This window comes from Sporosarcina siberiensis, assembly GCF_042681925.1.
Taxonomy (GTDB): domain Bacteria; phylum Bacillota; class Bacilli; order Bacillales_A; family Planococcaceae; genus Sporosarcina; species Sporosarcina siberiensis.
This window is the reverse complement of sequence record NZ_JBHUGI010000004.1, coordinates 162,172-174,031: the sequence shown is the minus strand read 5'-3', so window position 1 is coordinate 174,031 and position 11,860 is coordinate 162,172. Positions and strand designations below refer to the sequence as shown.

Annotated in this window: 13 protein-coding genes; 2 read left to right on the top strand and 11 right to left on the bottom strand. The window is 38.5% G+C overall.

The window, feature by feature from the left end; all coding sequences use genetic code 11:
• Nucleotides 1–132: 132 nt before the first annotated feature.
• From ACFSFY_RS02220 to ACFSFY_RS02200, 5 genes are all read right to left on the bottom strand, one after another.
• Nucleotides 133–465: a hypothetical protein gene (locus ACFSFY_RS02220; protein WP_381535542.1), complete on the bottom strand. Its 333-nt coding sequence runs from the start codon at nucleotides 463–465 to the stop codon at nucleotides 133–135.
• Between the two features lie 227 nt (nucleotides 466–692).
• A complete protein-coding gene (gene fliT, locus ACFSFY_RS02215) occupies nucleotides 693–1,046 on the bottom strand; it encodes a flagellar protein FliT (protein WP_381535541.1) in 354 nt (117 codons plus the stop codon).
• Complete coding sequence (gene fliS, locus ACFSFY_RS02210; protein WP_381535540.1) at nucleotides 1,043–1,444, bottom strand: flagellar export chaperone FliS; 402 nt, start codon at nucleotides 1,442–1,444, stop codon at nucleotides 1,043–1,045. The genes fliT and fliS (ACFSFY_RS02210) overlap by 4 nt, the downstream gene beginning before the upstream one ends.
• Nucleotides 1,445–1,684: 240 nt before the next feature.
• The gene (locus tag ACFSFY_RS02205) at nucleotides 1,685–2,830 is read right to left on the bottom strand and encodes a baeRF3 domain-containing protein (protein WP_381535539.1); all 1,146 of its coding nucleotides are present in this window, start codon (nucleotides 2,828–2,830) and stop codon (nucleotides 1,685–1,687) included.
• Between the two features lie 217 nt (nucleotides 2,831–3,047).
• A complete protein-coding gene (locus ACFSFY_RS02200) occupies nucleotides 3,048–3,824 on the bottom strand; it encodes an acetoin reductase (RefSeq protein WP_381535538.1) in 777 nt (258 codons plus the stop codon).
• 200 nt (nucleotides 3,825–4,024) lie between these two features.
• Between ACFSFY_RS02200 and ACFSFY_RS02195 the strand changes: the two genes are divergently transcribed.
• Nucleotides 4,025–5,059 carry an LLM class flavin-dependent oxidoreductase gene (locus ACFSFY_RS02195; protein WP_381535537.1) on the top strand — a complete coding sequence of 345 codons (1,035 nt, stop codon included), beginning with the start codon at nucleotides 4,025–4,027 and terminating at the stop codon, nucleotides 5,057–5,059.
• Between the two features lie 164 nt (nucleotides 5,060–5,223).
• On the opposite strand, the gene ACFSFY_RS02190 is transcribed toward ACFSFY_RS02195, so the two are convergent.
• Complete coding sequence (locus tag ACFSFY_RS02190) at nucleotides 5,224–6,207, bottom strand: Rpn family recombination-promoting nuclease/putative transposase (RefSeq protein WP_381535536.1); 984 nt, start codon at nucleotides 6,205–6,207, stop codon at nucleotides 5,224–5,226.
• Between the two features lie 230 nt (nucleotides 6,208–6,437).
• Between ACFSFY_RS02190 and ACFSFY_RS02185 the strand changes: the two genes are divergently transcribed.
• The gene (locus ACFSFY_RS02185) at nucleotides 6,438–7,376 is read left to right on the top strand and encodes an acetamidase/formamidase family protein (RefSeq protein WP_381535535.1); all 939 of its coding nucleotides are present in this window, start codon (nucleotides 6,438–6,440) and stop codon (nucleotides 7,374–7,376) included.
• Nucleotides 7,377–7,506: 130 nt separating this feature from the next.
• On the opposite strand, the gene ACFSFY_RS02180 is transcribed toward ACFSFY_RS02185, so the two are convergent.
• The 5 genes from ACFSFY_RS02180 to flaG form a co-directional block, all read right to left on the bottom strand.
• Nucleotides 7,507–8,397, bottom strand: coding sequence for an HNH endonuclease (locus tag ACFSFY_RS02180; RefSeq protein ID WP_381535534.1), 891 nt, complete (start codon nucleotides 8,395–8,397; stop codon nucleotides 7,507–7,509).
• Between the two features lie 291 nt (nucleotides 8,398–8,688).
• A complete protein-coding gene (locus ACFSFY_RS02175; protein WP_381535533.1) occupies nucleotides 8,689–8,925 on the bottom strand; it encodes a hypothetical protein in 237 nt (78 codons plus the stop codon).
• Nucleotides 8,918–9,310 carry a flagellar export chaperone FliS gene (gene fliS, locus ACFSFY_RS02170; RefSeq protein WP_381535532.1) on the bottom strand — a complete coding sequence of 131 codons (393 nt, stop codon included), beginning with the start codon at nucleotides 9,308–9,310 and terminating at the stop codon, nucleotides 8,918–8,920. Before fliS (ACFSFY_RS02170) ends, ACFSFY_RS02175 begins: the two co-directional genes overlap by 8 nt.
• Before the next feature lie 37 nt (nucleotides 9,311–9,347).
• Nucleotides 9,348–11,117, bottom strand: a complete 1,770-nt coding sequence (fliD, locus tag ACFSFY_RS02165; RefSeq protein WP_381535531.1) for a flagellar filament capping protein FliD — start codon at nucleotides 11,115–11,117, stop codon at nucleotides 9,348–9,350.
• Between the two features lie 17 nt (nucleotides 11,118–11,134).
• Nucleotides 11,135–11,506, bottom strand: a complete 372-nt coding sequence (flaG, locus tag ACFSFY_RS02160) for a flagellar protein FlaG (RefSeq protein ID WP_381535530.1) — start codon at nucleotides 11,504–11,506, stop codon at nucleotides 11,135–11,137.
• Between the last annotated feature and the right edge of the window lie 354 nt (nucleotides 11,507–11,860).

The following is an 11,860-nucleotide window of genomic DNA, read 5'->3' as shown; positions in this document are numbered from 1 at the left end:
CTATCCTTCTTCCTATGAATAGTATAACTGGAATTGTCAGATTACACGAGGATTTATCATTGAGTAGATTATTCGGATTTTAGGTACAAAAAAAGCGCGGCACAACGATAATCTTCGATGTGCTGCACTGATTTAAGTGGTCTTACTTTCAAAACTGCTTCTTCGCAAATTAAAAATTTCCATTTCATTTATATAAGTCTTACGTGAGGTGAATTCTAATTCGTTTTTGCTGGAAAGTACATTATTAGTTAACTCTGTCAAATCGCCACGCATACTATGAACATCTATCGTTAGATTTTCCAGTTTAGCATCCGTCTCTTCTTGATGATCACGAATGCTTTTAACGATTTGTGTGTTTTCATCCAACTGGGATTTCATAGTTATTATATCTGATTTCATACTGGAGATATCTGATTTCACACCGGATAGTTCCTCCAATATTTGTTGTAATATCTTATCACTCACCGCTTTGTCCTCCCTTCTTTTTATATCCTGAAACATTTTCTTATATATATGTATTTTCCTGATGTTTGTAAGTTATCTATAAATTACAACGTATGTTCGTATCGATAACAATTGATATTCGGCTATGAACTTCATACAAGAATGATAACAAAACTAAGCCTTTTTATCTTTTGGAGTATGGCTAGACGAAAAAATCCCGGTAGAGAACTATTCTCCACCGGGATGATTTATTGTTTCGTATCGTAATAGATTCCGTCGCGCGCAACATTGCCGTAAGGATTGACATACGTTTTGACGTGATCTTTTTTTGATTTGGATTCTGAGATATCTATGCGGATTCGATTTGTGAAAAGAGTAAGTTCCTTTTGAACAGCTGCTTCCATTACACCGAGTTGCTTGCCCAATGCCTTTTCTGCATCTGTGAAAGGTTCTGCAATTTCTAATTGAAGTTCGTCCCGCTTATTTAAAAGCGATTCAATGATTGCAATCGTCTCATCTCTTTGATCATCAGCAGTTTGTTTTGCGGCCGCCAATAAGCTTTCCGTTGCATCACGCCAAGCAATCAGTGCAGGGCGAATCATAAAGTATTCCCATTCGCGTACTGTTTTTGACGATTTATTTGGATGACTTGCTTCCATGTATCACGAAATTCCATAATGATCGTTGACGCTTCATCGAATAAAGCTGCATCGTTTTTAATATTGCCGTCAATGAGTCGGCTATTCGCGAATTCATAAAGAATAAGCATATTTGCAGCAACAGGAACTTTCGTGTCTAGTGTCAACATGAGCTCTGAAATAATAGCTTGCGCCTTTTGAATAGCTGTATTTTTCTCTTCAATTTTCCCGTCAGCCAGGGCCCTTTTCGCTTGTTCAATGAATTTCAAGCATCCATTGTATAACATTAGCGTGAGTTCGCCGGGTGTCGATGTATTTACTGAGTTATTTTGATAAGTTGCATAAGGGTTATTCATAGCCATTTAGTATAATCTCCTTTTTAGTGCTTTTCTGTTAGAAACATTAATTACTCATACTATTTGAAAGTTAAATTGCCATTTCCAATCTACCATTATTTATTATATCGGCTTGGGCAAGTAAAAGTTGAGTGAAATGCGGAATAATAATTATACAGTTAGTATTCATTGAATACAAAAAAACTCAGCCAATAGTGCTTTGGCTGAGTTCTTGTCCTTATTTTACATATTGCAGGAACTATAGATTTAGTATCTATAAGTAGCCGCAACTCCTCGATCGTTTGGCATTCTTTCTTTCGGCAATAGAACTACTTCGCCTTTATTTTTGAATACCAACTCTGCAAGGTCGTCTAATATATCATCTACTACTGGATTCTCAAGTGCTTCTTCAGTTAGGGCACCTGTTTCTGCATCGATTTTTCCAGGAATAATGCGGTCCGACTCAATCAGTACTCGATTCACTCGGTTTTCGGCAGCTGCTTTAGCCACTTGAACGATGTCATCAGAACCTTGGTCTTGTGCGCGTGCATTTTCAAATTCATCAATAAGCGCTTTTGTTTTCGCAATATATACGGGCTCAAGTTTCGCCCAAGCTCTTTCTCTTAATTCTTCTATGGAGAACGTTTCATAATCCGCTTTAATTCCTTCTTTTTGTAAAAAAGGATTATGGCTTAAATTGTGAAAAGGCGTATGGTACTCATCGAGCGACACCAAAATCAGTGGCAATCCCATTGGTCGCGAATAATTATCTAATACTAAACGGTCAACGGATCTGAAATAACGTTCGATGTCTTTATCAATCTCGTCTTTTTTACTACCCGCTCCGTGGAACACCACTGAACCTCCTGCGCCTCGTCCACCTGCAGTTACATGGGATTCTGTAAACTCTTTCCCAAGTATTTCTTCAGCAGTTTGAGGAAGTTCGGAATCGATTTTAACTTTTTCAAAACCATATCTGTTTCCTTCATATAGCGTAAAGTTATTTCGATTAATGCCTAATAAATGATATCGATCTGCGGATTGAAAGATCCGTATGAGCGGCTTAATATGGAAGCTGTCTGCTACAACCGCTAATTCTTCAACCGGACGTTGTAGAATATAAACGATGCATTTACTTTCCGTTGCAAATACGGCCATACCATCGGCAGTGTGCTGCCAAAACTCTTTGTCTGCAGCCAGTGCTTCGAAAGGCTTCAACAATGATTCTATTTGTTTTTTATCGTATTTCGTATCCAAGGATTGACTTACTTCTCGAATCAAATTCTTAAACCGAATTGGATCTTGTTGATTTTCGGGTCCATGACGGTGGGTAGGTTGGTACAGTGATATAAATGTTTCAGCTTTCGTTTCAAATAATTCGTTTGGAAAATCCTTTACAATTTCATACAACATAATATCCCTCCATTAATTTTTAACAAACTTAAGGAAGTCTAATAACGTATTAAAATTAAATAAGAGAGTCACTTCCGAATCTCCCGTTCTATTCTTTGTATACCCCATTTTCATAATTCTAAACCATATGCGCCCTATTATTACATAAAATGCTAACAACTCACGATATAAAATTAAAACCAAGTCCATTATTCGGACTTGGTTCCTTCCATCTATATTAATTAAAGACAATTCCACCATCAATCATGATGGATTGTCCTGTCATATAATCTGAATCTGAAGAAGCTAAGTAAGAGACAAAGTTTGCGACATCTTCAGGTTCTTGTGTGCGACCCAAAGCTATATCTTCAGCAAACTTCTTAAACGCTTCGCCTTTTTCTAGTCCCATATAGTCGACCATTCCCGCATCGATTCGATCCCACATGCCTGTCCCTACAATTCCAGGGCAGTACGCATTTACAGTTATCTTATCTTTTGCATATTCTTGTGCAGCAGCTTGCGTGAAAGCACGAACAGCAAATTTGGTTGCAGAGTAACCCGCTAACATCGACATGGCTTGATGTCCTGCAATACTACATGCGTTAATGATTTTACCACCGGTTTCCTGTTTCTTCATCTGCTCTGCGGCAGCTTGGATTCCGTAAACAGTACCAAAAACGTTAATTTGGAATAAAAGTTCTAACGCCTCGGGTTCAATATTATCAATTGGAGCTACTTGTTCAATTCCAGCATTATTAATGAAAACATCTACGCTACCAAAATGCTCCACAGCTGTTTGAACAAGCGCTTTCTGATCTTCCGGTTTCGATACATCACCTACATATGAAGCAATATTTATATTTTGATCTTTAAATTCCTGAACCGTTGCATTCAACACTTCCTCATTCATATCACTGAGGACAAGTGCAAACCCGTCTTTAGCCAAACGTTTTGCAAGCCCTTTACCAATTCCTTGACCGCCACCCGTAATAACTGCTGTCTTTTGTTTACTCATATTAAATTCCTCCTAAGACTTTTGCTTACATTATATGTATACCCCTAATCAGACTTCTAAAACGTCCTAATGAAACATCAAGCCTAGTTCTATTAATTATATGCATCTTAAAAGCATCATTCTTTGACTCAGTGAAAGAAGTACGTTCTACTTTAATGAACAACGATTAGTAACCTAACTAATAAAAAGGGGGTTTTCGTATGACAACAGTACAATCACAATCCAAATTAAAATTATCCATTTTGGATCTTGCAACAATGTATAACGGAGAGACGGCAACTGAAACATTACAAAATTCTACGAAACTCATACAGTTGGCAGATGAACTTGGCTACACACGTTACTGGTTTGCGGAACATCATAATACGAAATACCAAATGAGTAGTTCTCCAGATTTATTAAGTGCACATGCGGCAAGTGTTACAAAACGTATTCGTGTTGGTTCAGGCGGTATTATGTTGCCGAATCACAGCCCGCTAAAAGTTGTGGAGAATTTTTCATTACTAGAAGCTTTACACCCCGGTAGGATTGATTTAGGAATCGGTCGTGCACCCGGAACGGACGGCATGACCGCATATGCTTTACGACGTTCGCGCGAGGCGGTTACAGGGGATGATTTTCCGGAGCAACTGAGTGAACTGCTTGCGTTCTTTTCTAGAAACTTTCCAAAAGAGCATCCTTTCAGCAAAATTACACCGTCTCCAGATGAATCTTTAGTTCCAGATATCTACATGCTTGGTTCAAGCAATGGCGGCATGCAATTTGCAGTGCAACAAGGGCTCGGCTTTGTTTTTGCCGCACATATTTCCCCTCAGTTAGCAGTACCAATGCTACGGGCGTATCGTGAAAACTTCGAACCTTCGACATTTATGCCCGAACCAAAAAGTATTTTGGCCATCATCGTGATTGCTGCCGAAACCTATGAAGAAGCTGAATATTTAGCAGGCCCTGCAGAATTACAATGGGCTCGCTGGGGAACCGGTACTTTTCAGCTTCCACCGCCGACACTTGATGAAGCCAGTTCACATGTATATTCAGCAGCAGAAACAGCCGCTCGAAATGAAGGCAAAGGACGTTTCGTCATTGGAAGTGCCGAGAATGTAGCAGCCAAACTGCGTACTCTTGCAGAAGAAGCTCTTGTTGATGAAATAATGATTTTAAATATGATGACTGAAACAACATCACGCCATAAATCCTATACATTGTTAGCTGAGGAATTCAACCTTAATTCATGAGTAATCAGAAAACCCCGTCCACTTTTTTTATAAAGGTGGACGGGATTTTTATTAAACCGCTTCAAAGTTAGGTCATTTATTTAATACTTCAGAATCACTTTTATTCGAGATGATTAGTCTTAATAGTGCCGAAGGAGTATGGAGCACAGTAGTAGAAAAAACTATTATATTACCTTTTTCAACTTTTCTATTTCAATCACACTTAACCCCGTCAATTTCGCAATATAGTCCACTTCAAAGTTTTCATTTAACAAAGCTAAGGCAAAATCTTTCTTACTATTTTCTGAGCCCTGCTCTATACCTTGTTCAATACCCAGCTCCAAAGCTGCCTGCGTTTCAATCGCCATAAATTCAGCAAGTGTTGAGGATAAATCATCGCTATCATGTTGAACCATCTTTTCCCTCTCCTCTCTTAATTCAGCCAGCATCGTTTCCGTTAGCTGCCGCGTCATTTCTTCGGGCAATCGTAACAAATAGTCTATGAAATAAAAAACTGCCGTAATCGATTCCCTAGAATGACCTTCTAATTTCAAAACCTCACGCATTAATTTCTGTTTGAATCGATACCTTTGATCGGCTTTATTTTCCGTTTGATGAAAATACTTTGCCGCAAGTAGGACCTTACTGAACAACCGATTTGACTGCACCAAATCCGCTGCATCATAATCTGAAACCTTATGAACATTATACGCGTAATTGAGTGTCGTGCCAAAGTATGAATAAGTAAACCCCAAAGGACGCTCAATTTTACCTGGACCAGTCATTACTGCAAACGCTACAATTTCACGTTCAAACTTGTCAAATATCCGATAGAAATACCTGAACATCCGCTTTGGAAAATCTGCATCTGCCGAACCTTCGACCTCAATATGAACCAATATCCACTTCTCTTTTCCATCTTTCATATGAACTTTCACAATTTGGTCCGCATGATTGGTTCCTTTCTTGTTATCAAGGAGTTCTTTAAAAAGCTCTTGTTGTAAAAAGTCTGGCGTTTTAAAAAAATCAACTTCCCCATGTAAATCTGGTGCAAAAAACAATAAAAAGTCTTTAAACAAATCCCCAATTACTTTCTTCCAAAGCCCATCTTGATTCACAACATCCACACCGTACGACCTAGGTCTTTCCAGCACAAGTAAACTAGTCAATCTAATCCTCCTCTTCTAGTCATTATAATTTCTAAATTTTCGGATTAATTATAACGCAAAAGAACACACGTTCCAAAGGAAGTCCGTATTTTTTTAAAATAAGTCCATTGTAAGGTAAAGAGTTCATGGAAAGTAACAGTGATTGAGAATGGTGAACATCTTTTAATTTGATAAGATTTCTGAAAAGTGATACGGTTTTGATAGATTACTAGATAAGGGGGAAACGATTTATGTCTAAGACGCATTACTTTCCTAAGGACGCCTCCCATTTTAAGTGGGACGTCAATAATAAACCTATCGTTACAATTGAAAGTGGCGACACCGTTATTTTTGAAACGATTGAAGTAACGGATAATCAGCTCAATCCCGAATCAACGACAGAATCACTTACCGATTTTAATTGGGACAGAGTATATCCATTATCAGGGCCAGTATATATTGAAGGTGCTGAAAAAGGAGATACACTTGCCGTAGAAATACTGGATTTACAAACTAGAGGATGGGGATGGACAGCAGTTCTTCCGGGCATGGGTTTATTAGCAGAGGAATTTCCAGACGCCTATTTACGAACATTCGATTTATCGGACGGCGAGTATATTCATTTTCGCGACGATATCAAAATCCCAATTGAACCTTTTTTAGGAACAATGGGTGTCTGTCCGGCAAATGCAGTGGACCAAGGAATTATGCCACCAGGAAAATTCGGTGGAAACATCGATACACGTCAATTGACTGTTGGAACAACATTATATCTTCCCGTGGAAGAAGTCGGCGCATTGTTCAGTATTGGAGACGGTCATGCGAGCCAAGGCGACGGAGAAGTTTGTGGTTCTGCACTAGAATGTCCGTTGTATGCAAGTTTGAAATTCACGCTTATTAAGGGGAAGTCCATTCCGTCCGCGCAATTTCAAACGAAAGGTCCGTTGACACCGAAAGTAAATGATAAAGGTTTTTACGGAACGTCTGGAGTAGGGCCGGATCTTTATAAAGCCTCTCAAGACGCACTTCGTGCAATGATCGACCATATCTCGGAAAGTTACAATATGACGCCCGTAGATGCGTACTTGCTTTCAAGTTTATGTGTAGATTTAAAAATCTCTGAAGTTGTTAATGTTGGGGAATTTGTTGTTAATGCAGTTCTGCCGTTATCGATATTTAAGGAAGACTAAGCATTATAACGATGCACGTAAACATTGGTATTTAAAAAAGATGACTTTTGTGGAAACCGAAGTCATCTTTTAACACTAGTATTACACCGTTTTTAAATTCTTGCATAAAGCCGCTCCCTTTTGAAATTACTCATCGAGCATCGGTCCCGCCACCCCATAGATTACGTCCACCAGTATGGCCTGTACTGCCGTGTATTTCTTCTTCCACTAACTGCATACGGCCTGGTTCTTCATGATGATGCCAATCATATCCATCTGGCGTAACAGAGGATTGCAGATTTTCAACATCTTGTAGGTTAAAGCCTAAATCATTTGCAAGAGATGGATTTTCCTGAATCGCTTCGTAAAGATCCATATTGGCAATTCCGATATGAACAGTATCTGAATATAAATAAGCATCTTCAGGTAACTGTGCTTCAAAAGCAGCATCAAATACCGGATAAATTCCAATCGAAACACCGTCTGCGCCCTCAATCGTATTCGATTCAAAAGGAACACCGGTCACTTCATGGACATTACCGTCGAGCGCCATATTTCTAGTATCTACCCCCACAGCTTCCACTACATCAGCATCGATCATTTCCAAAACCCCTACGCCCACTATCATCACAGCTGTTGCCTTTCCAAGGTTTTGCAAACCACCCGTCCACTGATCACGATCTTGACGAATAACACCATTCACCGTTTGTCCAACACTTTTCCCCGTGTAGACAACACCGCCTACAATTCCTTTTGCAGTATTCACAGATGCACCTTTCATATCAGCCCAACCCTCAGACTTTTTCTCTTCATCCTTCGTGAACACACCATACGCCCCTGTAGCAGTGCCGTCTGCAAATTGTGCTGTATTCGAAATGACTTTTGTCGATGACATGACAACCGTATGTCCAACTTCTTTAATGTAGTCACCTGTTTTAGGAAATTTTGTACTAACTAGAGTTCCAGTTAAATTTACACCAGCCTTAACTATGCCTCCACCTATCGTGTTTACTCCTGTACCAATCATACTAAATAACTTCATTTTCCTACTCTCCCATTCTATATCTAAGGTATTATATTCAACGTATACTATAAGCCTATTATACTATAACTACGCAGTGAATTCATTATTAATTCAAATAAACAGTAATTCAGATAAAATTCGAAAAAAAAAAGAACTCCCACTCAATATCTCAGGGCAGCTCTCTTATTATTCTTACAGTTCTATCCTCGCAATAGGTTCAGCGAACAAAAACAGTTTTAAGTATTGGGGTTTTCCACAGCAATAGTTTTTATGGATAGACTTTCTCAAACGAATAGCTACTCAGTAACCTCAAAATCCGCTATTCATATAATTTTCCAATGTTTTAATAACAGTCTGATGCTCCTGAATCTGCTCATTCAACTGTTCCCGTTCTTTCATTGGCAAGTCATTATTCGCCGCTTGCTGTGCTATTGTCTTCATTTGATGAAGTCTAATTTCAATCTCTTCAAGAACTCGATCTTTTTTCTTGATCAATTCAAGCTGTTGTTTCAATATCTCTATTTCATCTTCGGAGTGATCAAACATTCGCATACTGTTTCTGTCGATTAATTTGAATAACCTGTTTCCACGTATCGCGAAATTCTTTTATGATGTCAGACGCCTCATCGAATAAGGCACTATCGTTTTGAATATTACCATCAATGAGTCTGTTATTCGCAAACTCATAAAGCACAAGCATATTGGCTGAAATCGGGTATGTGGAATCCAACGTCAACATCAGTTCAGAAATGATTGCTTGCGCCTTTTGAACGGATTTATTTTTTTCTTCTATATTGTTATCATCCATCGCTCTTTTTGCTTGTTCAATGAACTTCAGACATCCATTATAGAGCATAAGCGTAAGTTCGCCAGGAGTTGATGTGTTAACAGTATTGTTTTGATACTTTGCATAGGGATTATTCATCGCCATTTATAGTTGGTCTCCTAACTCTTCGTACCTATTTAAATTAATTGTTGTTGAACGCATTCATTAGGGTCATTGACTGGGAATTGGCACGATTAATAGCAGTCTCCATCGCTGTAAACTGTTTCCAATAGCGATTCTCCGTCATTTTTAAACGTTCTTCAAAACGTGCAATTTGGCTGTCCATTTCTTTTAGCGAGCGCCCAAGTGAAAACGTATCATTAACAGATCCAATCTTACCTGCACGGGCGCCAATAGACGTTTGAGTTTTATCGATAATTGTTCGAAGTTTACGAGCAAACCCTTGCTCTTCAACAGTGTCTCCGTCTTTGGAGAACATTTGATGTACTTTATTTGGATCATCACTAATTGCTTTCTTTAATATTTTCTCATCAATAACGAGCTTGCCATTGGTCGTATAATCTTTGGTGGTTGTAATACCAAGACTTGATAATAGTTCATCACCAACAGACCCCATTAATGCGGACCTCATTTGAGTAAGCATATTGGAAATCGTACTGTCATTTCGTAATGTACCACTCTTCGCTTTTTCTTCCCATTGTTCAATCTCATTTTCTTTCATATCTTTCTTCTGTTCAGCAGAAAGGGGTTGGAAATCACGATATTTAGGTTCACGGATTTGTTTATTTAAATCTTCGATAAGCTTATTGTACTCGTCCACGTATTTAACGACAGTGTCGAATATTTTATTGGTGTCTGGCGCGGAACTAAAATTAACAGGTGTTGCGCCTGGTGGTGTTACTTGTTTTAATGTAAATTCAAAACCGTTGATTTGGAATGTGTTCGATGAACGCTCCGTTTCAAGTCCATTTAAATTGAATTTTGCATTTTGACCTGCAGTACTAGTGCTACCTAATCCTAATGCAGAACCTAAATTACCAGTGATTGCAAAGTTTTTTGTTTCATCATTACCTGGGAGACGCGTAATTTTTCCTGTATCCGAAATCCCAAATGCAATTCCCCCGGCTTTTTCATTTAACTTTTTCAACACATCATCTAAAGTGTCTTCTGGTTTAAAAGTTAACGTTTCAACAGTACCATCGGGCTTTTTAAGTTGAATTTCAGTCGCCTCTACGTCGAGACTTCTTAATGTAGATGTTTTCGATGTTTCACCTTTAAAAGTAAATGTAGATAATCCCAAAGACTCGCCTAAATCACCAGTAACTTCAATATTTCCAGCACCACTATTTTTAGCAGTCATCGCAATTTTTCCTGTATGCGAATCATAAAATGCGCTTACTCCTGTTAATTCATTTATTTTACTGAGAACAGAACTTAGTGAATCTTTTTCAGGATCAAATTTTATTTTGACACCGTCTTCTGGCATATTACCATTTTTATCTGGGGCATTGATAATTATTTCCGTTCCGGTGATTCCCAATTGACTAAGCTTTGTATTTACCGATTGCATCACTTTCGCTTTTGGTTCCCCAATTTCATGCTCAACAAACTTAATGCTTCTTCCGCCTTGCAATGTTGCATTTTCAGCCAATTGAGTCGTTTTAATCGTCCCAGAAAAATCACTAGTAGATCCCATATTTCGAATCGCTACATCATTAGGCGAAGAAACATTCACCGTTTTCGCAGAAAATGACGTCGATAAAATCATTGTGTCAAACGTCTTTTTACTAAAGTCAAACAGTTGTCTGTTTGTTGAGCGATAATCATCCAACTGCCATTCAAGGTATTGTTTTTTCTGAGTTATTTTATCCATAGGAATACGGTGCGCGTTCATTAAATCATTTACCATTTTCTCCGTATCAAAACCTGATGCTAGTCCACTAATTCGCATTTAAAATCACGCCTTCCTTATATTTTCCGATCAACAAGTATGCCTACAAACTCCCGCATCGCCGCATGAATATCCAACAGTTTCTTGGATGGAATCTCCCGTATGACCTCGTCCGTCGTTGAATCTACGACTGTTACATAGTATTCGTTGAGCTCTTCATGAAATTTAAAACGCAATTGCGTATTTGCAGTTTGCATAAACTTGTTCATACCATCCGTCAGCTGAATCGCTTTATCTTTTGGCAACTGCTGTTCATTATCAGACTCTTGCTGAACTTTTTGTTGTATCGGTTGTATTTGTGCCACAACTATATCTAAATCTGGTGGTGCTGTCTCAGTTGATACAATAGCTTGACTTAAAACGGTGCCGCCACTTATACGATTAACCATTCGCCAATCCCCCTGTATTTGAGAATCTTCATTATGGTTTATATCGGCTTTATATAATGATAGTTAAGTTAAATGGGAATGAAAATGGATTCGATTGGGTCTGAGATAATAGTGCTTGAAAAGGTACCGTAAATTAATTCAAAAGATATTTCAACTTCTTAGTATCCTTTTTCTGATTTTAAGTCTATATAACTAATGAACAGTCCCATTCGACTGTACAAAAGTTATCGTGCTTCTATGAATAAAATCACCATCGACTGAGGGAGTTTAAGTGGGATTTACTAAAGGGAGTTTTACGATGAAGTGATTAATTAATGGGAACCGCTTCGAATCATTCCATCGTTGGCGGTACAA